Genomic DNA, 23,992 nt, shown 5'->3' with positions numbered 1-23,992 from the left:
CGTGAGCTCCCGCTAGTCCAACAGAAACTCCAGTTGATTCACGGGAAAATCGCCGTTCGCAACATCCACTCCGATACGCAGAACCTCAAAGCCCATGGTCTTCGCCAGATCAAGATGGTCAAGTTCGCGCCTATATAGCTTGCGCAAGTTGTCATCCCTGTCAGAGCCGAACAGTGTTGTGACGCTTGGAAAGTTCACGATACCTCGGATTCCCGCCGCCCGTATCGCCGCGAACAGCATTTCGGCTCTTCTGAACGGATCTGAGAGGCATACCGCTGCGAACTCCGGCGCGAGATGTTCCGTCTCCCGGGGCAGCTCTCGCAATAGAACACCGTTAGCGTCATGAATGGGCAATATCGCAAGATGGGCAGCCAATTCGGCCGGAAGCCCCTTAAGGCACGGACAGTAGATCCTGCACGGGCCCGCTTGGGACAGCTTCGACCAAGTCGCCACCACAACGGGAACCGATTGCCCATTTTTACCCACCGAACGTGCCTCCCGCCTTTTCTGCATTTGATCCTCACGTCATGACTGGCGTCAAGAACAGCATTGCTTTGGGAGGAGCATGATGCCGCGCATTCTTCGCGAGAACCAAACATTTCCAGAATGGTGCGAGTTGAGGGAGTTCCAGATCTTCGAAGTCGGACAGTCCTCTCAACAATTCCTGCGGACCCGACAAAGCGAGCGCATTGTGGCGGCAAACGGCGGAATTGTTGTAAGGCAGGGAAGCAAGGGCATTGTGCTTTCGCCCGGACAATTCCTGGACATTTTGCCTGGAACTCGCACTGTCGAAATCAGCGGGCTGTCGGAAACCGCGACCGCAGTACGGCTGGCCGGTGAGTGGGGAAACGAGTTGGGCGGCTGCGGCGTGTTTAGCGCGAAAGATGTCGCTGCGCCCAAGGATGGTGGTGATCCGGTGACCTATCCGAAAAGCACCTGCATCGACTCTCACTATCACGACTGTGATGAGTACTGGATCATTCTTGAAGGCAGGGCGACGGTTGTCGTCCAGAATGAAGCTGCCGAAATGGCGCCCGGTGACTGCCTGTGTATTGGCATGGGGCGCCATCACGACATGCCACAAGCACCGGAACCTGTCACAGCAATATATTTTGAAACCGGTCTGGGTCGGCAGAAGAGGATCGGACATCTGTGGGAACACACTCATGGACAGGCAAACCCGGCGGAAGGGAGAGATTGAATGACAAAGCGCGTAATCCATGTAGGTGTTGGCAGCTTTGGCCGCCGCTGGTGCAGCGAATTCCTGTCACGCAACATTGTCGATGGCACGATCGAAGTTGTCGCAATTGCCGATGTCGACACCGAGGCCGTCGCGAAGGGCCAAGAACTGCTTGGCCTGCCCGACAGCGCCTGTCACACAGACATCGCTGAAGCCTTCGCTCAGCATGAGGCGGATTTCTGCACGGTCGTCGTGCCACCGGAATTCCACGAGGCGGTCATCGACGTCGCGCTGGCCCATGGCGTCGATATCCTGTGCGAAAAGCCAATTGCCGACAGCATGGAAGCATCCGTGCGCATCGCACGAAAGGTTCGAGAAGCCGGTCGTAAAATGGCCGTAACCATGAGCCACCGCTTCGATCAGGACAAGACGACACTGCGCAAGATCATCCGCTCCGGCCAGTTGGGCGAAGTGTCCTATGTCAGTTGCCGCTATGCATCGGACATGCGCGGACACATGGATTGGGGCACGCTTTTCCGGCACACAATGCAGGATCCTCTGCTGATCGAAGGGGCCGTACACCATCTGGACATGGTCGCCGATCTGGCGGGCGCGAAGTGCCAAACGCTCTTCGCCACAACGTGGAATCCGGACTGGGCCGAATACGCCGGCGACACCGACGGAATCGTGACGATGGTGTTCGAGAACGGTGTGCGGGGCATTTACGAAGGCTCATCAAGCTCCGCAACGGGCCTGAACGACTGGACCAAGGAATATGTGCGGGTCGAATGCGAAAACGGCACTGCGATACTTAACAGCCGCGAGATCGAGATATTCACGCGCCAGCCATTGTCACACCAGCGCCACCGCGAAGGACAGGGCCAGAAGGTCCCGCTCCTGGAGCAACCCAAATGGCTGAACACGTGGTTGATCGAGAAGTTCTGCGACTGGCTTGACGGCGGCCCCGAAATGGAAACCATCGTCGAGAAGAACATCCAGGCCAGCGCGCTGATCTTCGCATCTATCGAAAGCGTCCGGTCCGGGCGCGCAATCGAGGTGCAGGATTATGTCGGAGGTTTCTCCTAACCCGCTTCTACGGCGCGACAAGGGCCGAATGCTGATAGGCGCAGCAATCGGCACCGGTCTCGCCGCCAATTTTGCGATGCGTGGCGGTGCTGATTTTCTACTGGCACTGAATGCGGGGCGCCTTCGCAGTATGGGTGAGCCTTCAATCAGCTCTATGATCGCCTTTAATGAAGCCAACAGCTTCGTCATGGGTTTTGCGGAATCGGAAATTCTCCCGCGCGCGAATGTTCCTGTGATTTTCGGTGCCTGTTGTTTCGACCCCCGCACCGACCTGCCTCAACTTGTCGACACAGCAAGGCGCTCGGGCTTCGCGGGGATCGCAAATTTTCCGACGGCCTCAATGCTGAGCGGATCGATGCGGCAACGGCTGGAAGACGCCGACCTAGGCTATGATCGGGAAATGGAACTGCTGGCTCTGGCTCGCGATGCCGGACTTGCGACGCTGGCATATTCTCATTCAGTCCATGAAGCTGAACAGGCCGCCGCATCCAGCGCTGAAATGGTCATCATCGGTTTGGGCTGGAACCAAGGCGGCGCCGAGGGGGCGCCCGAAGACGACGGCACTTTACGCGCGATCGAAGAAGCCGCCATCCATGTGGATCGCGCCGCGCGTGCCGTAGGGTCGATTTCCAAGGGAACGCTCTGCTTGGTCGAAGGCGGACCCATTGTCAGCCCCCGACACCTGGAAGAGCTGTGCGGGTTTGTGAACATCGACGGCTATGTCGGCGGCTCAACGATCGACCGTGTCCCGATCGAATCCGCCATCGAAGCGACAACGGCCAGTTTCAAGACAATTGGCGCACGCTCCACCGCCCCCGACACATCGGACACGATGCAACCGGTATTCCCTATCCAACTGGCCGGGCGCTCCGAAACGATACGCAGAGCGCGCGACCAATTGATGAGGGTATCCGAAAGCGATGTGGCGGTTCATATTGCCGTTCCCGATACCGCCGGAACACGGTCGGTGGCCGAAACATTGCACCGGCTAAGCCGAAGACGCCGACGCGAAGCCGTGACCATCTGTCTGGATGGCAGCAACAGTGAAGAGCGACGTCTGGAAATCTTCGGGCATGTTGCCGGAGCACACCCGAACAGGGATAGGGGGCGCATAGGCGTTCTTGAAGCAGCTGGCGGCGCCACCTTGATCCTCGACTGCGTCGCTGACACGTCATGTGCTTTGATCCAGGAAGTGGCTGATGCCGTTCGGCTGGGACAAGCCAAACAGATTGGCGGCACCCGCACCTACCCCGTCGACCTGCGCCTGATTCTTGTGTCGGGCATGGATATGGCCGCGACACCGGGTTTGGTTCATCTGCCTGTTCCGCGGCTGTCAGATCGTACCGAAGACGTGTCCTCCGTGCTCGATCTGGTCCTGCGTGATCTTCGCGCACGGATGCGTCGACCCCTGCTGCGTCTCGACGCAGCGGCGTGGCGCAGGTTGGTGGACTATGACTGGCCCGGAGATGTGGACGAACTTCGGCGCAGCGTAGAAAACGCCGCATTGGCGGGCAACAGCGACGTCATTACACCGGTCGAACTTGGCGATCTCAAGTCGCCGGATGCAGGCAGATCGCTATTCGCCAGTGAAAAGGACTGGATACTGGACGGGTTGCGCAGAAATCGTTTCAACCGCAGCGAAACAGCGGTCTACCTCGGAATCTCGCGCAAGACACTTTACAACAAGATCCGTCGCTATGCGCTGGATCGGGAAGGTACGCGCACCTAGTCCAACCGCTCCGCGATCGCACGGATGCCTGCCGCGAACGTGTTTCTGCCCACACGCTGCCTGATCTCCGCCTCGTCTTCAGGTGCCACATCGAACTCGGCCCACCATTCCACGAAGGTTCTATCGCCTTCCGTGATCTGCGTGCAGCGGAAACTGGCAACGTAATTCTCGATCGGCATGGGACTTTCGAGAATCTCGTAAGTGAAGAAATGGTCCTTGTCGGAGAACGCGATGAGACGTTCGCGCAGGAAACCGCCATCACTCGTCGAAAATGCCCGAACACATCCCACCTGATCCGAAGGCTTGCCGCCCTCGATCTCGCTTTTCTCGATGATAGGATGCCAATCGCCATGACCGTTGAAGTCGCGAGCAAAATTCCAGACCTTGTCGAGCGGTGCGTCGATGACATCACTGATATAGACCTTAGCCATGCTGTATCTCCTTCGGGTTTTACGTGTCTTGGCGGCGAATATTCTTGAAGGCTTCGATCTGTGCGACGAGAGCGCGTTCCGTTGGTAAACGCTCCATGCTGCTTGCCCCGTAGAAGCCGTGGCATTGCGGGCAGTTGTCCAAGATGAACTGCGCATGCTCGGGCTCTGCTATTGGACCACCATGACACAGAACCAAGACATCATCGCGCTCCTTAAGTGCGGCGGCCGCGATGCGCGCAACCTGATCGCGCGCGTCGTCTAGCGTCATCGCGGTATCTGCTCCAATAGCGCCACCAGTGGTCAGCCCCATATGCGCTACCACGATGTCAGCGCCCGCCCGCGTCATACGCCGGGCCTGCTCAACGTCAAAAACGTAGGGGGTGGTCAACAGATCCTTGCTGCGGGCGAGTGCGATAAGGTCAACTTCCTTGTCATAGCCCATCCCCGTTTCTTCAAGATTTTGCCGAAAGTTTCCGTCAATCAACCCCACCGTGGGAAAGTTTTGCACTCCCGCGAACCCGGCGCGCCTGATATCGTCGAGAAACGTATCGAAGCGGCAAAACGGATCGGTGCCGTTCACCCCTGCCAGCACCGGTGTGTGCTGCACAACGGGAATAACTTCACGCGCCATGTCCATGACGATCTCATTGGCATTGCCATAAGCCAGAACTCCGGCCAGTGACCCGCGCCCCGCCATGCGATAGCGGCCGGAATTGTAGATCACGATCAAGTCCACACCACCGGCTTCTTCGCATTTCGCCGACAACCCGGTTCCCGCACCACCGCCGATGATAGGTCGGCCTTGTGCGATCTGATCTCTGAACTTTTTCAACAGTCCCTGCCGGTCATGTTGGGTCATGTTCTTACCTCGTTCATCATGTCTTCCAGCAACCCGGCGGCGACGGACGCGAAGGCCGGATCGTTAATGTGATGGGGCAGCCGGATCACGCGACGCTTTGACGTTTGACGCAGTGTGGCTTCAACAGCCTCAAATAGCGCGGCATCCGCTGTCGGATCGTGAAAAGGTTGTCCGGGCGCGTCCAGCGCAGATACGCCACCCTCAGGGATCAGAAAGACGGTTGGCCCATCGAACAGATTCAATGCTTCACCGATTTCACGTCCTATTTGCGCGCATTCCGGCGCGGTTGTGCGCATCAGGGTGATTTGCGGGTTGTGTCGATAAAGCAGCCGGTCTGAATATCGTTCAGGCACTGTGTCCGCCGCCGCAAAATTCACCATATCCAGCGCACCCGCCGACCCGATATAGGGGATTCCAAGCGGAGCGAGCCTTGCAATGCGGTCCGGAGATGCCGCCATGATCCCTCCAGCCAACCGATCGCATAACTCGGTTGTCGTCAGATCCATTACAGCGTCCAACTGACCGGCCAGGGCAAGGTTCTCCATCGACCGGCCGCCCGTTCCGGTGGCATGAAAGACGATGGGGTCGAAGCGGTCCTTGATCCGGTCGCAAACCGCCGTCACGCAAGGGGTGGTCACGCCGAACATCGTCAAAGCGACTGTCGGTAAGTCCGATGGGTCCTCGACCTTCTTGCAATCAAGCATTCCTGAGAGCGCGGCAGCGGCATTGGCGAGGATCGGACGCGAGACCCGGTTCAATCCGCCAATGTCGGTCACGGACGGCACCATGATCAGATCGCTCGTGTCGATGAAAGGTGCCGTATTTCCCGAAGCCACGGTCGAAACCAGCAGCTTCGGAACGCCCAGGGGCAAACACCGCAACGCTGGCGCGATCAGCGCCGTTCCTCCTGATCCGCCCAAGCCAATTGCTCCGGCGATCTTCTGTCTCGCGATCCATTCGGTGAGCGCCCGGGACATTGCCTCCACCGCGCTTCCTCGTTCGTCCGTGAACACGACCGTTGACCCATTCTGGTGGCACTCGGCCACAGCCTCGGCCGTTATGTCGGCCCCCCATCCTTTGCCGCTGGTGGACACGTCAACCATCAGAACGGTATGCCCCTCTGCTGCCAGACGATCCCGCACGAAACACAATTCCTGTGCTTTCGTATCCATCGTACCGATAACGAGGATTGGAACTGCCTGCGTCAACGGACCGCTTGCCCCCGTGCATCGAACAAATGCGTACGGCGCGGCTCAAAGGTCAAACCAACCTTGTCTCCCAGCCGGATAGGCAAATCGCCATCGCCTTGAAGGATCACCGGACCGGCTTGCGTTGCGACATGAACGACGCTGGAATTTCCAAGCAACTCGACCAGTTCCGCTTCACCCGCAAGCAATGCCTCGGGTGCCTCGGGCGCGACGGGGCGCACGGATTCAGGACGGACGCCCAACGTCATGCCATTCATGTTCGACAGCTTGCCTGCGACGTGCTCCGGCAGGTCAATCGCCGAGCCGCCAGACAGGACCGCCTGGACCCCGCCCGTGTCGGAAGACGTCAACTCTGCTTCCAGAAAATTCATACCCGGCGAGCCGATGAACGCCGCGACGAAGGTGTTTGCAGGTTCGTGGTATAGCTCAAGCGGCGTACCAACCTGGCTGATCCGTCCTGCATCCAGCACCACGATCCGGTCGGCCAGCGTCATGGCCTCGACCTGATCATGGGTCACATAGATCATGGTGGTGTCCAACTCCTTGTGGAGCCGGGCCAGTTCCAACCGCATCTGCACCCTGAGTTTCGCATCGAGATTCGACAGCGGCTCATCGAACAGGAATACCTCCGGAGACCGGACCAGAGACCGCCCGATCGCCACGCGCTGGCGCTGGCCACCCGACAAATCGGCAGGCTTGCGATCAAGGTAGGGTTCCAGTTGCAGCAGACGCGCGATCTCCTGGGTCTTGCCTTCGATTTGATCCCTTGGAAGGCGCGCAACCTTCAGCGAAAACCCGATGTTCTGCTTTACCGTCATATGCGGATAGAGCGCGTAGGACTGGAACACCATGGCAATGCCGCGACGGTCCGGAGCGACCGCTGTCACGTCCTTTCCCGCGATGTGAATGGACCCTTCAGTCACAGTTTCCAATCCGCAGATCATCCGCAGAAGCGTCGACTTTCCGCAGCCCGATGGCCCGAGCAGCGCGCAGAACTCCCCGTCGCCGATCCCGAGATCGATGTCATGCATCACCTGCAAATCGCCGAATTTTTTCGACACGTTTCTCACTTCAACGTGGTGCATGGCTTATCCTTCCGCTTGCGCAGGTGATTCCGGAATCCAGACCTGCATCCGGTTGGCCCCCCTGTTGTTCCAAAGGAAGTAAGGGATCGCTGTCATTGTGGTTGCGTCGGTTCGCGGCGGGTGAGGGCTATACAGGTCATCGCCCCAACCCGCTGTGTCGATTGCCCGTGCCGCAGCACGAATGGCAACCGTTCCACCGAAGTCGTTCATCTTGGCCGTGGCGAGTTCTGCATCGCGCGGCAAAGTCAGATAAGGCAATTCCGGCGTGTCCTTCGCTTCCACACAATAGACCAGTGGCCCCCGGCGTAGCGCAACGCGGCCTCGGTCATCCGCAACATTCGGATGCGCCCAGAGCCTCTCGCCCCGCATCGGCAGATCCAGCGTCACGCGATCGCCGTCTTGCCACTCACGGTTCAACCGAAGGTATCCGTTCTCAGTGAACGCGGTGACGGCTTCACCATTGATACGAACCGTGAAATCCTTGGCCCAGCCGGGAACACGCAATGCCAGCGTAAAGCTGTGCGGGCCGTCCAGACCCAATTCTACATTGACAGTCCCGTCATAGGGATAGCCCGATGCCTCGGACAATGTGACAGGCCGCCCGTCTATGTCGAGCTTCGCCTCGATCCCGCCATAGATATGCATCGCGGCCAAGCCGGGCCCGGTTGAACAGAAATAGCCCGCAACTGACGCGATCAGGCGCGAGACGTTCATCGTGCAGCAGGGGCAGAAGTGCCAGTCCCAGCGATGATGGGATCCGTCGCTTTCCAACGGGTTGTCGTAGAAATACGTATCGCCCTTGCGCGACAATCCAACCAACGCGCCGTTGAACAGCGACAGTTCCATGATGTCGGCATACTGCCCATCCAGTTCCAGATCGAGCATTCGCCGCGCCCAGAACACCATCGCAACAGACGCGCATGTTTCAGCATACGCGGTTGCGTTGGGCAGGTCCCAGTCCTCGGTGAAGCCTTCATTGCTGGCCGATGGTCCAAAACCGCCGGTTACATACATCCGACGATCGACGACGTCATGCCATAGGGCGCGGCACGCGCGCGCAAGATCTTCATCCGCAGTCTCCGCCGCCATGTCGGCCATCGCAGCATACATATACATTGCACGGACCGCATGCCCGACAACCTTGGTCTGTTCACGAACCGGCAGATGCGACTGATTATATTCCAGTGTGCCTTGCACCCAGTCTTCGTTCGCCTCGCCGCGCGCCTGCATTTCCTCGATGAAATAATGCGGGTGCTGCCCACGTTGGTCGATGAAGTATTTTGCCAGTTCGAGATGCTTCTGTTCACCCGTTGCATGGTAAAGCTTGATCAGCGCCAGTTCGATTTCCTGATGTCCCGGATAGCCCTTACGCTTCCCCGGCTCTGGCCCGAACATATCCCGGATATGATCCAGGTAGCGCTCCGTGATGTCGAGCAACCGTCGGCGCCCCGTGGCTTGCCAATAGGCCAACGCGCCTTCCAGCATGTGCCCTGCACAATAAAGTTCGTGATTGTCGCGCAGGTTGGTCCAGCGGTTCTCAGGCTCATGCCGCAGATACCACAGGTTCAGATAGCCGTCCGGCTCCTGCGCGGCTTCAAGATCGTCGATGATACCCTCGATCTGCGCGACAATGGTATCGTCCATCCGGTGGCGCAGGGCATAGCTCGCCGCCTCGATCCACTTGGCCGCATCGCTGTCGCGAAAAATCTCCTGCGTAAAGCCGTGCTCGTTGCGAGGAATATAGAGCGGTGGGTTATCATCACGACGTTTCATGCATTCGCGGATGCCGCTTTCTTCAAGCTTGGCGTACTGGGTCGGGATGGTCGTTTCCAAAACGGTATCCAGCCGTTCTTTCCAGAAAGCGCCGGTCAGCTCTACATCGGTAAACGGCACGGCGAGGCTTTTGCGGGAGGGTTTCGTCATTTGACTGCTCCGTTCAGGAAGCCGCTCACGTAATACTTCTGCAAGAAAACATAGAGCAGCGCGCAGGGAAGAATGGAAATGATCACGCCCGCTTGCAGCATGCCCCAGTCGATGGCGCCGTAGCTGCCTGTGCGCGAGGCCACCAGCATGACGGGAATGGTAAATTTGCTTTCACTGTTCATGAAGATCAGCGCGGCGATGAATTCGTTCCAGCTCATGATGAAGGCAAATAGCGCAACGGTCGTCATGCCCGGCACCACCGCCGGCAGGAAGATACGGAACAGCGCTTCCATGCTGTTGCACCCATCGATCATCGCAGCCTCCTCCAGGTCTTTCGGAACCGCCTCGAAACTGGTGCGCATCAGGTAGACGCTGAAGGGCATCTGCAACGCCGTATGGATCAACGCCAACCCCACCTGTGTCTGCTGTAACCCCAGCTTGTTGAAGACCAGAAGCAGCGGTGTCAGCAGAGCTTGATAGGGGATCATCAAGCTGGCCAGAAGCAGCAGAAACAGGAACTCCTTGCCCGGGATAGGAAAACGCGCAAGACCATAGCCTGCCGGAACTGCAAGCAGCAGACAGAAGAAAATCGTCAGAAACGCCACGACCAGAGAATTGGTCAGGTAGACCCCCAACCCGGCCTGGTAATTGGCGAAGTTCAGATAGCTCTCCAGCGACAGCGACGTGGGCAGGTAGCTCGGCGGCACGGCCTGCGCCTCCGCTGCCGGTTTCACGGACGCGAACAGCGACACGATCAACGGAAATACCATCAGCGCCACGACGAACAGGCAAATAGCCGTAACCAGATACCGCTTGCGATTTGTTTGACCGGCAATAGACATCAGCGGCGTCCCTTCCAGCGAGTGATCAGAATTTGCAGGCTGGCCATGGCGAAGATCATGGCGACGAGTATCACCGACAGCGCCGCACCGTACCCCAGACGAAAACTGCGGAACGAGTTCGTGTAGATCCAATAGACCGACGTGATCGTCTGGTTGCGCGGGCCACCCTGCGTCATGATGTAGAACTGGTCGAAGGCCAGAAGCGACGGAACCGCGCTGACGATGATGAAAAGCGTGATTGTCGGCAAGGTCAGCGGCACCATGATCGACCAGACGCGCCGCCAGTAACCTGCGCCGTCGATCATGCCAGCCTCGGTAATGTCATTCGGGATGGATTGCAGCGCCGCAACAAACAGGATCATCCCCAGCCCCACGATCTTCCAGGTGACCGAGATGATGACGCCCAGCATCGCCATGTTCTGATCGGCAAACCACACGGGCGCGTTGTCGATCAGTCCGACATCCATGAGAAGCTTGTTAAATAGTCCGACCTGCTGATCGAACAGCCAGAACCACAGGATCGACGACGACCCCAGACCGATAACGACGGGCAGAAAGATCACCCCGCGCGTGAAATTCTGTATGCGTGAACGCCCCATTGTCAGCAGCGCCGCCAAATAGCCCAGCACCAGCAGAATTGGCGTAATGACCAAAGTATATTTCAACGTAAACCAAAGTGACGTCCAGAACTGTTCATCTTCCCAAGCACGAACGTAATTTCCAAAGCCACGGAATGCGCCCTGACCTTCAAGCAGGTTCCAACGGAACATCGACATGTAGACAAGCTGCGCGAACGGGTAGAGCACGATCACCCCGATGAAGATCAAGGCAGGTGCTACATACAGTAATCCCGTAAGCCAGCTTCGGCTGACATATGATCTGGCGGCCATTTCGGTCTCCGCTATCCGGTGAGGTCTTCTCACCCGCCGCCGAAGCGACGGGTGACGGGAGCAAATTTGATGGAGGGCGGACTCAGACGCGCTATTCGTCGCAGACGATCGCATTCATGCGATCACGCCCGGTTTCGATGGCTCCGTCGATATCCCCGTCGAACACGGCCGTCTGGATGACCTGCAACCATGGGCCAGCCGGATCGTTCGACAATGCGAAGAAATGCGTACTGTAAGGCGTCTTGGCGCTTTCCAGTGCCGTTAGCGTCGTCATAAGCTTTTCCTGGCCGTCGAAGGCCTCCGCCGCGATATCGACACGTCCCGGCATGTTTCCGGACTCGGCGTACACACCCTGCTGGACATCGTCCGAGATAACCCAGTCGAGGAATTCCCGCGCCGCTTCCTTATGCTCTGCTTTTGACGGTATCATCAGGATGTCACCGCCCGCGAAGGAACTGATCTGGCCTTCCTCTGGCCCCGGAAGCGGGGCGACACCAAAGTCGATATCCGGTGCGATTTCGGCGTAAGTTCCCACCGCAAAATTGCCTGACCCCATCATGCCGACATTCCCCGCAGTGAACGCTGACACGAATTGCGCGCCACCATCGACCTGCGCGCTTTCGGGGATAAGCCCCTCTTCCCACATCGTGCGGTAGTTCTGCAGGATCGTTCGGATCGACTCGCCTTCCAACGCCGGTGCGTCACATTGCGACGGCAACACTTCGGTGCCGTCTACAGCCCACATCTGGGGCGCCATGGTGAAAATATTGCACCCGCCACATGCGCCCGAAAAATAGAATCCGTAAACATCGTCTCCCAGCGCATCTATGGCCCGGGCTGCTTCCAGTATCTCGTCAGTAGTCGAAGGCGGATCTTCGGGATCCAGCCCCGCCTGTTCGAACAGATCCTTGTTGTAGATCAGGATTGAATTCTCGGGTGTAAAAGGGACGCCGTAGAAGCGGTCGTCATAGGTCGCGAGATCGCGATGCGCTTGAACGGTGTTTTCCCACGCCGGGTTCGCCGTCACCTGATCTGTCACGTCCTCGAAGAAGCCCGCGCGCATAAAGGGTGGCGCGAAGATCAGATCCAGGGACAGCAGATCAGGCACGCTTCCCGACGTCGCGGCGGTCACGAATTTGGTCACCATTTCGTTGGACGGAATGATCGTCAACTCGACCTGCTGGTCCGGATGCTCCTCGTTCCAGCGATCAACCACGCGTTCGGTCAGCGCCGCGCCACTATCGCGCGCCCACATTGTCAAATCCTGTGCAATTGCGGTTCCAGCCGTCCCCGCGAACATCAGCGCGATTGCAGAGGCGCTCGCGCCTCGCCACATATATCTGGTCATGGCTTCCTCCCATTTGGTGCAACAGATCTGTTCCGCCCGTTGCTGTCTGGAAGTGTCGTAAGAACCAGCATCGTCAAGCAACACTGAGTTGCCTGCTCTCGGGTAAAAGTGGGTAAGACGAGTTGTGGCGCCGACCCGGACATCTTGCGCGGTGTCCCGCACCAGCGACTGGCATGTTGCGCATAACCATCTTTGCGGCTGTGTTGATCGTCTGGCAGCATCGCTATTGCGCCTAGAGGTTGCGGTCGAGCAAATCTGACGATAACAGTCAGGCACGCAAGCTCCACGCCAGCGCCCGAAACAACGACGAGCGCAGCGAAGGACGATTTCTTGCTTCTCCCCGATTGCAAATCAACGCCCCGGAACATGGTGATCCGCCTCCTCCCGCAAGACGACCAGTGGCTCGAGGCACACGAACAATGACGAGCAGACGCAACATCCTTCTGGGCGGCCTTGCACTGGCTGGCGCTCTGCGCTCGGCTCACAGCCAGCCAGTGCAGACGCTCGACGGCCCCACGATTTTCGAGACGGGCACGCCCGCCTACCGCTTTGACCGCTTCACGCTACCCGCGCCTACGGGCAACACCGACTACGTAATCCGCGTAGCCTGGCCCGACCGCAGCCCGCCGCCCAACGGCTTCACAACAGTCTTTGCGCTCGACGGCACCGCGGTTGCGGCAACGCTGAACAGCACTCTGCTGACCCGAATGGCCGAGCAAGGCGGTCCCGCAATTGTCGCGATCGGCTATGATAGCGGTCAGCGGTTTGCGTCCCTGGAACGCACACGCGACTACACGCCCCCCAACGCGAACGGCGACCCCGTCAAAGATCCACGCGGGCGGGACGGCGGCCATGCGGCGGCATTCCACGATCTGCTGATCCACAAAATCATCCCGCAAGCAGAAAGCATCGCCCCACTCGACCCTGGCACACGGCAGCTATGGGGGCACTCTTATGGCGGATTGTTCACTCTGTTTGCCGCGATGCGGTCGGACGGCAGCTTTGGGCATTTCACCGCCGCCAGCCCGTCTCTTTGGTGGAATGACGGCGAGTTCGCGGCGCAGCTTTCCAATTGGCTCGACGGCGACCCTCTCATGAGCGCCACGCTTGATATCGATCACGGCTCTGCCGAGCGCCAACGCGCCAGCCGCCCTGCGAACGACAACGCGCAGAAACTTGTCCGAATGCGCGATGCTGTCCCCGAGAACCTTCTGGAACAGTTCGACGCCCGACTTCGCGACAAGGGGGTGACCGGGCAAATGACCACCTTCGACGGGTTCAGCCACGGCGAAACCTTTCCCGCCTCACTTCTGAAAACACTCGGCGTTACGGATCAGTCGTGAGCAGCAAGAACACGCCATGGGTGCCTTGGCCCATGTCGTGCCCCTCCTCCTCCCGGGGCAACCAGCCACAGCATTGCTGCAGCCAACAAGGCGCAACAACAACTCACGGGCGACCTGCCCGTTCAACCAACGAGGACATGAGATGTTGAATGTGAAACGCGACAGCCGCGCCCTTCTGGGCAGCGTTGCCGCCATGCTGGTCGCCGCGACCCCGATTTTCGCGCAAGGCGCGTTCGAGGTGCTGGACCGTGGCTTTGACGGCAACATTCGCTTCAGCGGCCAGAACCGTGAACCGATCACCGCGGGTACGAAAGCCGTTGTGTCCGGCAGCGGCCTGATACCCGGTCAAAAGGTCACGCTGCGCCAGAACAGTGTCGTGCTGAACCCCGATGCGCCTTATGTCGCCGATGACGAAGGCAATTTCGAAGCCACCCTGGCCATCCCTGCATCCGCCTTGCCCGGTACGCATCCGGTGCTGGCTGAAATTTCGGATCCGTCTTACGGCATGGCTGTTGATTTGAAGGTGTCTCCGGTGCTGGAAGAAAGCGGCGATTTCGTAACCTTCGGCAAGCAATTGGTGCGCGGTTTGTATCAGGTCGCCCAGTCGGACAAGCTGGGCGCGGTCTATGTCACTGCTGCAGTCGGCAGGCCACCAGTCAAGGAAAGCACGCTTCTGAAACTGGACCCCGAAACCTTCGAGGTTCTGGCACAGGTTGCGCCCGCTCCGGCCCCCGCGCGCGAAGACGGCAGCGATAGCGGTCTTTTCGCAGTTTACGGCGTCGGTGTAGACGAACCGAACAATCAGGTCTGGGTCACCAATACCCGCCAGAACACCGTCGCGGTTTACAGCGCAGAGGACCTGTCACTGGTCAAACAGTTCAGCACGGACACGGTAGGGCATCCGCGCGATGTAGTCGTCTTCGACGGGAAAGCCTATGTCTCCGCGACCTTCGAGCCTCTGATCCATGTCTTCGACACCGAAACGCTGGAAGAACTGGCACCCATTGAGCTGTCCTCCTCGCGCCGTCGCGCCGAATTCGGCACTGCAAGCCTGCAACTCGACCCGGCAGCGGGCGCGATCTATGTCGTCAGCCTGACCACCAACGAGGTTGCGGTTGTCGATCTGTCAAAAGGCAAAGAGGTCGCCGTCTACCCCGTTGACGGCTCCGAAAGCACCATCGGCGTGGGCCATGACCCGAAGACCAACCGCATCTTCACAGCGGGCCAGGGCAGCGACAACGTGATGATCCTGGACGGCGACACGGGCGAAGTGCTGCATGAAGTCCTGGTGGGCGCCAACCCGCTGAACATCGCTTTCGATCCGGTCACCGATCTGGCCTATGTCGCCGTGCGCGCCTCGGGCACGGTCGTGATGATCACTCCAAACGGCGAAGTCGTGGGCAATATCGCTATTGGCAGCTTCCCCAACCATCTGACGGTTGACGGCAACGGCGGTGTGCTGGTCGTGAACAAGGCCAAGGACGAAGACGACCCGACGGGCGATCACATCACCCGCATCACCCCCGCCAGCTAGGCAAGATGCGTGGCGGCCCGGCGTCGCCACATCCACCCACGGAGCCACCATGAAAACCCTGACCCAAATTTGGCCGGATGATCTGGCGCAACTTTACCACGAGAAAGGATACTGGCGCGGCGAAACCTTCCCGGCACTCTTACGCGACCGTGCAGTCCGTTTCCCCGGCCGCGTCGCCGTCGTGGGGGGCGATCAACGCTGGACCTATGCCGATCTGCACGACAAAGCCCGTCATTTCGGCGCGGGACTTCTCGCGCGCGGACTGGTTCCGGGCGAACGGGTTCTCATCCAGATGTCTAACGTGCCCGAATACTTCATCGCGGTTTTCGGCATCTTCGCGGCGGGACTGATCCCGGTCTTCGCCCTTCCTGCGCATCGCCGGGTAGAACTGGAACATCTCGCCCGTAAATCCGAGGCCAGCGCGATCATCACGCAAGACCGTATCGAGCGCTTCGATCATTCTGCGCTGGTGGCCGATCTGGTCGCGGACCTGCCGGATCTGCGTATGGCCATCATCCTTGGCGACACCGCCGATCTGACATCATTCGATACGATCACCGGCAATCCCGCGACCCTGCCCGCCGACCCCGATCCGCAATCGGTGGCGTTTTTGCAAATCTCCGGTGGCAGCACCGGCCTGTCGAAGTTGATCCCGCGCACGCATGACGATTACATCTACACGCTACGCGAAAGCGCGCGCATCTGTGAACAGGATGAGAAATCAGTCTATATGGCCGTGCTACCTGTCGCCCATAACTTCACCATGAGTTCTCCTGGCGTGCTGGGCACGTTCTACGCCGGCGGCACCGTTGTTCTGTGCCCGTCCCCCCTGCCCGATGTGGCCTTCCCACTGATCCGTGCCGAAGGCGTGACCATCACAGCGCTGGTGCCGCCCCTTGCGCTGTTGTGGATGGACGCTGCTGAGAAGTCCCGCCCCAACCTGCCGTCCCTGCAACTGCTGCAAGTGGGTGGCGCAAAGTTCCTGCCGGAAGCCGCCCGCCGCGTGACACCCACACTCGGGTGCCGTCTGCAGCAGGTCTTCGGGATGGCTGAGGGGCTGGTCAACTACACCCGCGAGGAGGACACTGACGATATCACCGTCACCACGCAGGGCCGCCCGATCAGCCCGGACGACGAAGTACGCATCGTAGATGATGCGGACCAGCCCGTCGCAGACGGTGCCACTGGCCATCTTCTGACCCGTGGCCCCTACACAATCCGGGCCTATCACAATGATCCCGCCGCCAATCAGCGATCGTTCACCAAGGACGGCTTCTATCGCACCGGCGACGTGGTCAGCCGCCTTCCCTCGGGCCATCTGATCGTGCAAGGACGCGCCACGGACCACATCAACCGCGCCGGGGAAAAAATCTCGGCCGAAGAAATAGAGAACCATCTGATCGCGCATCCCGACGTGTTTGACGCCGTTGTCGTATCCATCCCCGATGCGCATCTGGGCGAACGCATCTGCGCTTTCATACAGCCCTCTGGTGACGATCTGAAGGCCACCGATATTCGCCGCTGGATGCGCACGCGTGACATCGCCACCTTCAAGACTCCCGACGAGATCCGCTTCACCGACAGCTTCCAGACCACAGCGGTCGGCAAGATCAGTCGTCGCCAGCTTCGGGGGCATATCAAAGACGAATTGCTGAACGGATAGGCCATGACCCAGAACCTGACAAAGACCCAAATCCGCGCCGATCTGGCGAATGCCCTGAAGATCTCACCCAGCGAGTTGGCCGACGATGACAGCCTTCTGGATTTCGGCCTCGACTCCATGCGCGCGCTCGGCCTGCTGATGAAATGGGAAGAGGCAGTTCCGGGCCTCGATTATTCCCGTTTCATGGAAACCGAAACGCTCGCGGAATGGTGGGGAATCATCGACGCCACGCAGTCCCGCTCATGAGGGACATGCCCGCCCGTTGGCCCCTTTGCGCCGCACAGGATGGCATCTGGTATGCGCAGACGGGCGCACCCGACAGCCCCGCGTTCAACACCGGACAAGCCCTTGATCTGCGCGGAACCCTGGATGTCACCGCGCTACAGACAGCGGTCAATCAAACGGCGGCGGAGGCCCAGTCGCTCGCCCTACGCTTTGCAGGCACGCCTGACGGTCCGGTTCAATGGCTGGCGTCGAACGGATCCCCTCGCCTGGCTCATCGCGACTTGTCGCATGCCCCCGACCCAAGCGCCACCGCATGGTCGGCCATATGGAACGAGCTTCACGACCCGATCAACCTGTCCGACGGCCCCGTCGCCGGCTTTACCCTGTGGCGTCTCGCGCCCGATTACCACATCCTCAGCCAGTGGATGCACCATCTGGTCGCTGACGGGTACACGAACGTCCTGATCTCCAATCGTATCGCGGAACTTTACAACGCCGCACGCGACGGCCACGTACCCGGCCCCGCTTTCGCGCCCTTTGACCGCATCCGCGATACCGAGGGGGGCTATGATACATCTACGCGCCGGGACACCGACCGCAGCTACTGGCATAGCCGCCTCAGCGGAATCGAGACCATGGGCGAGATCAAACCCGGCCCCGCCCGTTTTTCCGACGGCTTCCACCGCGCAGAAATCGCGCTGGCCGCAGAGGATCGGCACGCGCTGCAATCGCTGGCTGATCGCGCGGATACAAGCTGGCCCGACGTGCTAACCGCGTTGACCACCGCCTATTATGCCCGCCACATCAGCGAAGGTCAGGCTGTCCCCGGTATTCCGCTGATGAATCGCATGGGCAAACCGGCCCGCGCGCCGGGGACGATGGTTAATGTGCTGCCTCTAGTAGTCGAAATCGACGAAGCAACGCCGCTGGACGATTGGCTGCGGACAGCAGCTTCCGCCCTGTCCGACCTGCGTCGTCACGGTCGTTATCGCGGCGAGGTGCTACGACGTGAACTGAAACTCGTCGGCGGTACCAAGAGGCTGCACGGTCCATTGATCAATGTTCTGCCCTTCGACCCGACCCCGCGCTTCGACGGGCTGAAAACGGAACTGACGATAACCGGCGCAGGGTCGGTCGATGACCTGACCTTCACCTTCCGTGGCACGGGAAAATCCGGCCTGATGCTGCAATGCGATGCAAACCCGGCCCGCTATAATAGTGAAGAGGTCGAGGCCCACCTCGCCCGCCTGCACGCGTTCATCCGAAATGCCACGCATGCACAACGCCTGTCCGACATACCCACCCTCACGGCAGACGAACGTCACCTCCATGTCGTCACCCGCAACATCACGACGAAGCACGTGCCAGACACGACGCTCTCCGCGCTAATCGAGGCTAGGCTGCGCGACACCCCGGAACGAACCGCACTGGTCTTCGACGACGACACGATGACGTTTGCCGATGTCGACCACCGCAGCGCCGCTCTTGCCGCGCAGCTTCAAACGCACGGAGTCGGGCCGGAGGTGCGCGTCGCCATCGCCCTGCCCCGCTCTTTCGACCTGTTGATCGCGCTGATCGCCGTTTTGCGTGCTGGTGGCACCTATGTGCCGCTCGACCCCAATGACCGGTCCGAACGATCCACCGATATGCTCAGGCGATCCGAGCCGGTGATCGTGCTGGCCGCACCGGATTACCCCGCCGGTGCTGCGCAACTTTTGCCCCCCGGTGAATGGCAGGACCACGGCCAGCCCACCGCCTGCGCCACCCCCGACAGCGCCGCCTACACACTGTTCACTTCCGGTTTCACTGGGCGTCCAAAAGGCGTCGTGATCGAGCACCGCGCCATTGTGAACCGGTTACTTTGGATGCGCAATCATTACGATATCGGCCCCAAGGATCGTATCCTGCAGAAGACCCCCGCGACCTTTGATGTGTCGGTCTGGGAATTCTTCCTGCCGCTGGTCTCAGGTGCCACGCTGGTGATCGCCCCGCCGGATGCCCATCGCGACCCCGCACGGATCGCCGCGCTGATCCGCCGGCATGACATCACCGCGCTACATTTCGTGCCCTCGATGCTGGCGCTGTTTCTTGCATCGCCCGATGCACAGAAACTTCGCATCCGCCACGTTTTCAGTAGCGGCGAGGCGCTGCCCACGGAAATGGCCAGACGGTTTCATCAGACCATCGACGGGCAGTTGCACAATCTATACGGCCCCACCGAAGCTGCCATCGACGTTTCCTTTTTCGAGGCAACAGGGGATCATCACGTTCAGTCTGTTCCGATCGGCACGCCCGTCTGGAACACGCGTCTCTATGTGCTGGATGGTCAGTTGCGACCCGTGCCGGATGGGGTTGCGGGCACACTCTACATCGCCGGTCAGCAACTGGCACGTGGTTATCTCGGCCAGCCCGAGCTCACCGCCGAACGCTTCCTGCCCGATCCGTTCCACCCCAGCGAGCGGATGTATGACACCGGCGATCTGGCCTATATGCGTTGCGACGACGCCATCGTTTTCATTGGTCGCCGCGATCAGCAGGTCAAGATCAGGGGGGTGCGCATTGAATTGGGCGAGATCGAAACCGCCATCCTCCGCACCGGGCTCGCTCAAAACTGCGTGCTTCGCACGGATCAGGATAGCGGGACGACCCGCCTGATCGCCTACGCGGTGTTGCAAGGCGGTGTAGACACCCACCAGTTGCGTGACGAGCTACAACACCGCCTACCCCCTTCCATGCAGCCGCATGTAATTGTTCCGCTATCGACCCTGCCACTGACACCGAACGGCAAGCTGGATCACAAGGCCCTGCCGACACCGAATGTGTTGGCCGAACCAACACGCCCACTGGCCGACGGAACCGAGACGCTTCTCGGTCGTCTCTACGCCGAAGCGCTTGACCTGCCCCGCCCGGCGTCACCTGATACCGATTTCTTCGCTGCCGGTGGCGACTCGCTTTCAGCCGTTCAGCTCACACTGCTGATCGAACAGGAAATTCAACATAATCCTGGTCTTGGGGCGATCCTGGAAACCCCCGTCCTCTCGGCTCTCGCCCGCCAGATCGATGGCGCCAAACAGGTCAATGACGGTCTTGGTCCAGTACTGAATATTGCCGAAGGGCGCGAGCCGGCTTTCTTTGCCATTCATCCCGCCGGCGGCCTTGCATGGTGCTATCGCGGATTGGCACAGCGGATGAAACACCGCGTGGTTGGTCTGCAATCTCCGCTTCTCGACGCCACCCGCGAGGCACCGCAGAGCCTGACCGCCCTTGCCAAGGAATACAGCGACCGGATCGAGACGCTGGCCCCTAACGGCCCAATCAACCTGCTTGGCTGGTCACTGGGCGGGATTATTGCGCATGCCGCCGCCACTGAGCTGCAGTCTCGCCAACGGCAGATCGGGACGGTAGCGCTGCTCGATGCCTACCCCTCCAATTGCTGGCGCGATCAGCCCGAGCCGGATGAAGCCACCGCGCTCGGGGGGTTGTTGGCGATCGCCGGTTTCAACCCTGACCAATTTTCTCACCTGAAAGGCCGCGATGCGATCATCGGATTTTTACGCGACCAGAGCCATCCGCTAGCGCTGTTGCCAAACCCGGTGATCGACGGCGTCATCCGGTCGGTGCAGCAGGTCAACCGCCTCGTTCGCGAGCACCGAGAAGCGCGCTACGATGTTCCCGTTCACCACATCTACGCCGCAAGGGATCATGCGGGAACTCCATTCCACCCTGAGCTTTGGCGACCTTATGCAGCATCCATTGATGTGCTGGAACTTACCTGTGGACATGCCGATCTGATTGCGGCACCCTACAGTCAGCAGGTGGCGAACCACATAGGTCACACGGCTTAGCGTCAGCTAGTTTATCCCCATATTTTCAATATCTTATTGGAATTATGACCATAATTCAGGTGTTTTGTGCGGCTGTGGTTATGCCTTCCGCAACCAGAGCAAGAAAGGGTAACCCGTGGGTTACCCTTCTTTTTCAGACAGGTCATAACCCGCGGGTTACTCCTTCCCGAGCGATCGTATCCGTGGCCCATCATCACGCCGAAGCGCCTCCTCGAATGCCCGGATCGCACGTTCAAGCTTCTCGCGCGAAATCTCGGCAAAGTCGTGGTTGCTCACGATCCGACACTCGCCCCGGCGCGCGGTGACCTTCAGATCGCCAACATGGAATTCGAACTTCTGCCGCGCCGAACCTTTCCCCTTGGCGCTTCGCGCACGCCGACCGCCGGCAAGAAAATCCGATAACGCCTGCGACTGTTCTTCGCGGGTGTCTGCCGATTGCAGCTCGCGACGCAAGGCGCCTGCCCTTTCCGGCTGCGCCTTCAGTACGCGCGACACTTCAACCCCGACATTGCGCGAAACATCTTTGGGCCACTGCAGGTCGCCCCCCAATTCACCCAGCAGGTATACGAAGCTGCGGATGTACGACCGCTTCATTTTGTGCAACGATCCGTATAGGCGGCCGACCAAGACATCCGCATCGCTTTCATCAATCGCCGCATCCTGTGCCGCCGTGATCGCCACCTGCGCCATTTCGGCAAACGTCAGGTCTTCACGCACAACATTTTCTTCGACCATGTCGATATAGCGGGACATACGGCTGATATCTTCAGCATTCGTCTCTGCGGCATATTCAACCCGCGCGATGACTTCGGTGAACCGGTCTTCGCCCGTTTCTGCCACAAGCTGCTTGAGTGCCGTCAGCCTGCGCCAGCCCTTCTTGAGCTGGTAACGCCCGTCATCCCCGACATAGACCTCGATCGGCTCCTTCTGTCCGCGCTCCCGGATGGACGCCTTCAGCTCCTCCATCTCGTCCGACGCGGCAACGGATTCCAGATCCAACCGATCACGCGGGAGATCATCGGTGTTAACCTCGTTCAGAAACAAAGATACCAACACACGACCCGTCGCCTGAGCCTCACGCCAGGCTTTGGCGTCCTTGGCATTCTGGCGGCGTTGCTCGACTTTTGCCTCGGTGGTTTCCTGCAAGCTCTGTGCCGCCTCACGCACCGCTGCGCCCATGGGGCCCACGCTACGTTCGCGCTTGTGCTCTTCCGGCGATACGCCAATCGGGTCAAAACCAAACTTGTTCTTCGATGACATGACTCAGCCCTCCTTCTGGCCGGCTTGAATTCTCCACGAACTTAGCAGGGTGTTGCGGAATTCCTCATAGGACCGGTCGAAACTCTGCCGCGCGCGCTTCCATGTCTCGCGGGTCATGTGGCGATAGTCCTGTTCATAGACGGACATCTGAAAGCGCCCCGACTGCTCGACGGCACGCGTCATCTCAATCGGGTTCTGACAAACATCTGCACCAAAAACGTTCCGGAACGCATCCATCATCGCCGCGTGCAGCGGGTTGGTGGTCTCGAACCGCGTCATCAGCAACCGCACATCGCTGAACTGTTTGGGCAACGAGATCCCCGCATCCTCCGCCAGGGCACCGAAGCCGTCGGAAATATCCTGCATCGCGTCGCCCAACTGACCGAGATAGCTGGTGGTGCTGTCATATTCCCAGTAGCCGGGACCGGAGGGAATATAGAGTATGTCCGCCGCAAAGGCCGCGTTCAGGGACTGGTAGCCAATGGCCGGCGGGCAGTCGAAAATAATCAGGTCGTACTGATCATCCGGTAATTCCGACAGGTAGCGCGACACGCAACCGAAGAAACTCCAGGCCTTATGGAGCGATCGATACTGTGCGCTGGCGAATTCCACGAAGGCAGCGTTGGCACAGCTTGGGATGATATCAATCGTCGGCCAGCAGGTCGGTTGTATGAAATCCTGAACACGTTGCGCACCACTTGACTGGACGTCTTCGGGCAACTCGTCCGAGGAAGGGTAGGGGCAGTCATCGGGATCATCATAACTATCCGCGATCCGGTCCGCCTCGCGGCACAGGTCCCGACACATGATCCCCCAGACTGTACTCCATTCCTTGACCTCGGTCAGACCCATCGAGTGGGTCAGCGTCGCCTGCGGATCGAAGTCGATGCACAACACACGATAGCCATCCAGCGCGGCGGCGTGCGCCAGATGCTGGGCCACCACGGTTTTGCCGACACCGCCCTTGAAGTTGGACACCGCCACGCGCATCGCGCGCCCCTTGGGACGCTCGGGAAGCAGCGATTTGCCTCGGAACCGCACGCGACGGCGAAGCTCGTTGATCTCCTGCAAGGTGAACCAGCGCTGCCGCCCGTCTTCCTCGGTCACGCCTTGCGGCAGCGACGGATCGTCGGCAAGCTTCTTGCGCAGCGTATCGGCAGCCACATCGAACATGAAATGGCTGATCTCCCAGATGGAAAAGGGGCGCAGCGTCTTTACCTCGCTCGGAGAAAAGGTGGCCCGGCGAACTGCGGCTTGCTGTGCAAGGCTGCGTTCGTTCATTTTCTGAAGGTCAGAATGATCTCTCATTGCCTCTGCTCTTGTAATTATCCTCGAAGTAACAAATAACGGGATTAGGGATATTCGCAAAACGTAAATTTCAAAATCCCGCAATTCGTGATCTCCGATGGAAAACGGGGAAATGAGATAAATAATGCGCAGATCCCGACGATATTTGGTGACAGCAACCGGCTACACACTCGATATAAGGTGACATGAAGGCGTTCATTGGGTGACACTCAAGCTGTCACCCTTCTCCTTTA

The 23,992-nt window shown here is 59.5% G+C and carries 19 protein-coding genes; 8 read left to right on the top strand and 11 right to left on the bottom strand.

Annotated elements, in window-relative coordinates:
- Window positions 1–12: 12 nt before the first annotated feature.
- Window positions 13–513 carry a phosphoenolpyruvate hydrolase family protein gene (locus tag FPZ52_RS19295; protein WP_146366461.1) on the bottom strand — a complete coding sequence of 167 codons (501 nt, stop codon included), beginning with the start codon at window positions 511–513 and terminating at the stop codon, window positions 13–15.
- Window positions 514–568: 55 nt separating this feature from the next.
- Here FPZ52_RS19295 and FPZ52_RS15120 point away from each other — a divergent pair, with 55 nt between their 5' ends.
- From FPZ52_RS15120 to FPZ52_RS15110, 3 genes are read left to right on the top strand one after another with little or no spacing between them, the layout of a single operon-like run.
- On the top strand, window positions 569–1,201 hold the full coding sequence (locus FPZ52_RS15120) for a cupin domain-containing protein (protein ID WP_146366701.1): 633 nt from the start codon (window positions 569–571) through the stop codon (window positions 1,199–1,201).
- A complete protein-coding gene (locus FPZ52_RS15115; protein WP_146366460.1) occupies window positions 1,202–2,266 on the top strand; it encodes a Gfo/Idh/MocA family protein in 1,065 nt (354 codons plus the stop codon).
- Window positions 2,247–3,995 carry a phosphoenolpyruvate hydrolase family protein gene (locus FPZ52_RS15110; protein ID WP_146366459.1) on the top strand — a complete coding sequence of 583 codons (1,749 nt, stop codon included), beginning with the start codon at window positions 2,247–2,249 and terminating at the stop codon, window positions 3,993–3,995. Before FPZ52_RS15115 ends, FPZ52_RS15110 begins: the two co-directional genes overlap by 20 nt.
- Here FPZ52_RS15110 and FPZ52_RS15105 read toward each other — a convergent pair.
- The 8 genes from FPZ52_RS15105 to FPZ52_RS15070 all read right to left on the bottom strand — a co-directional run bounded on the left by FPZ52_RS15105 (window position 3,992) and on the right by FPZ52_RS15070 (window position 12,581).
- Entirely contained in the window at window positions 3,992–4,426 is a 435-nt protein-coding gene (locus FPZ52_RS15105; RefSeq protein ID WP_146366458.1) for an SRPBCC family protein, read from the bottom strand. The genes FPZ52_RS15110 and FPZ52_RS15105 overlap by 4 nt on opposite strands.
- Window positions 4,427–4,445: 19 nt before the next feature.
- Complete coding sequence (locus tag FPZ52_RS15100) at window positions 4,446–5,285, bottom strand: phosphoenolpyruvate hydrolase family protein (RefSeq protein WP_146366457.1); 840 nt, start codon at window positions 5,283–5,285, stop codon at window positions 4,446–4,448.
- Window positions 5,282–6,493, bottom strand: coding sequence for a Tm-1-like ATP-binding domain-containing protein (locus FPZ52_RS15095; RefSeq protein WP_420851730.1), 1,212 nt, complete (start codon window positions 6,491–6,493; stop codon window positions 5,282–5,284). The genes FPZ52_RS15100 and FPZ52_RS15095 overlap by 4 nt, the downstream gene beginning before the upstream one ends.
- Entirely contained in the window at window positions 6,490–7,578 is a 1,089-nt protein-coding gene (locus FPZ52_RS15090; protein WP_146366456.1) for an ABC transporter ATP-binding protein, read from the bottom strand. Before FPZ52_RS15090 ends, FPZ52_RS15095 begins: the two co-directional genes overlap by 4 nt.
- A 3-nt stretch (window positions 7,579–7,581) precedes the next feature.
- A complete protein-coding gene (locus FPZ52_RS15085) occupies window positions 7,582–9,501 on the bottom strand; it encodes a glycoside hydrolase family 127 protein (RefSeq protein WP_146366455.1) in 1,920 nt (639 codons plus the stop codon).
- On the bottom strand, window positions 9,498–10,343 hold the full coding sequence (locus FPZ52_RS15080) for a carbohydrate ABC transporter permease (RefSeq protein WP_146366454.1): 846 nt from the start codon (window positions 10,341–10,343) through the stop codon (window positions 9,498–9,500). The genes FPZ52_RS15085 and FPZ52_RS15080 overlap by 4 nt, the downstream gene beginning before the upstream one ends.
- On the bottom strand, window positions 10,343–11,233 hold the full coding sequence (locus FPZ52_RS15075; protein ID WP_146366453.1) for a carbohydrate ABC transporter permease: 891 nt from the start codon (window positions 11,231–11,233) through the stop codon (window positions 10,343–10,345). Before FPZ52_RS15075 ends, FPZ52_RS15080 begins: the two co-directional genes overlap by 1 nt.
- Window positions 11,234–11,324: 91 nt before the next feature.
- Complete coding sequence (locus FPZ52_RS15070; protein WP_146366452.1) at window positions 11,325–12,581, bottom strand: ABC transporter substrate-binding protein; 1,257 nt, start codon at window positions 12,579–12,581, stop codon at window positions 11,325–11,327.
- 419 nt (window positions 12,582–13,000) lie between these two features.
- Here FPZ52_RS15070 and FPZ52_RS15065 point away from each other — a divergent pair, with 419 nt between their 5' ends.
- From FPZ52_RS15065 to FPZ52_RS15045, 5 genes are all read left to right on the top strand, one after another.
- Window positions 13,001–13,924 carry an alpha/beta hydrolase gene (locus tag FPZ52_RS15065; protein ID WP_146366451.1) on the top strand — a complete coding sequence of 308 codons (924 nt, stop codon included), beginning with the start codon at window positions 13,001–13,003 and terminating at the stop codon, window positions 13,922–13,924.
- 142 nt (window positions 13,925–14,066) lie between these two features.
- Window positions 14,067–15,458: a beta-propeller fold lactonase family protein gene (locus tag FPZ52_RS15060; protein ID WP_146366450.1), complete on the top strand. Its 1,392-nt coding sequence runs from the start codon at window positions 14,067–14,069 to the stop codon at window positions 15,456–15,458.
- A gap of 49 nt (window positions 15,459–15,507) precedes the next feature.
- Complete coding sequence (locus FPZ52_RS15055; RefSeq protein ID WP_146366449.1) at window positions 15,508–17,121, top strand: (2,3-dihydroxybenzoyl)adenylate synthase; 1,614 nt, start codon at window positions 15,508–15,510, stop codon at window positions 17,119–17,121.
- A gap of 3 nt (window positions 17,122–17,124) precedes the next feature.
- On the top strand, window positions 17,125–17,367 hold the full coding sequence (locus FPZ52_RS15050) for a phosphopantetheine-binding protein (RefSeq protein WP_146366448.1): 243 nt from the start codon (window positions 17,125–17,127) through the stop codon (window positions 17,365–17,367).
- 5 nt (window positions 17,368–17,372) lie between these two features.
- Window positions 17,373–21,191, top strand: a complete 3,819-nt coding sequence (locus FPZ52_RS15045; protein ID WP_240804502.1) for an amino acid adenylation domain-containing protein — start codon at window positions 17,373–17,375, stop codon at window positions 21,189–21,191.
- Between the two features lie 156 nt (window positions 21,192–21,347).
- On the opposite strand, the gene FPZ52_RS15040 is transcribed toward FPZ52_RS15045, so the two are convergent.
- The gene (locus FPZ52_RS15040; RefSeq protein ID WP_146366446.1) at window positions 21,348–22,451 is read right to left on the bottom strand and encodes a ParB/RepB/Spo0J family partition protein; all 1,104 of its coding nucleotides are present in this window, start codon (window positions 22,449–22,451) and stop codon (window positions 21,348–21,350) included.
- A 3-nt stretch (window positions 22,452–22,454) separates the two neighbouring features.
- Entirely contained in the window at window positions 22,455–23,759 is a 1,305-nt protein-coding gene (locus tag FPZ52_RS15035) for an AAA family ATPase (protein ID WP_146366445.1), read from the bottom strand.
- Window positions 23,760–23,992: the final 233 nt, after the last annotated feature.

The sequence above is a fragment of the Qingshengfaniella alkalisoli genome (assembly GCF_007855645.1).
In the GTDB taxonomy this organism is placed as follows: domain Bacteria; phylum Pseudomonadota; class Alphaproteobacteria; order Rhodobacterales; family Rhodobacteraceae; genus Qingshengfaniella; species Qingshengfaniella alkalisoli.
Note: the sequence above shows the minus strand (reverse complement) of the source record. Positions and strands in the feature narration are given on the sequence as shown.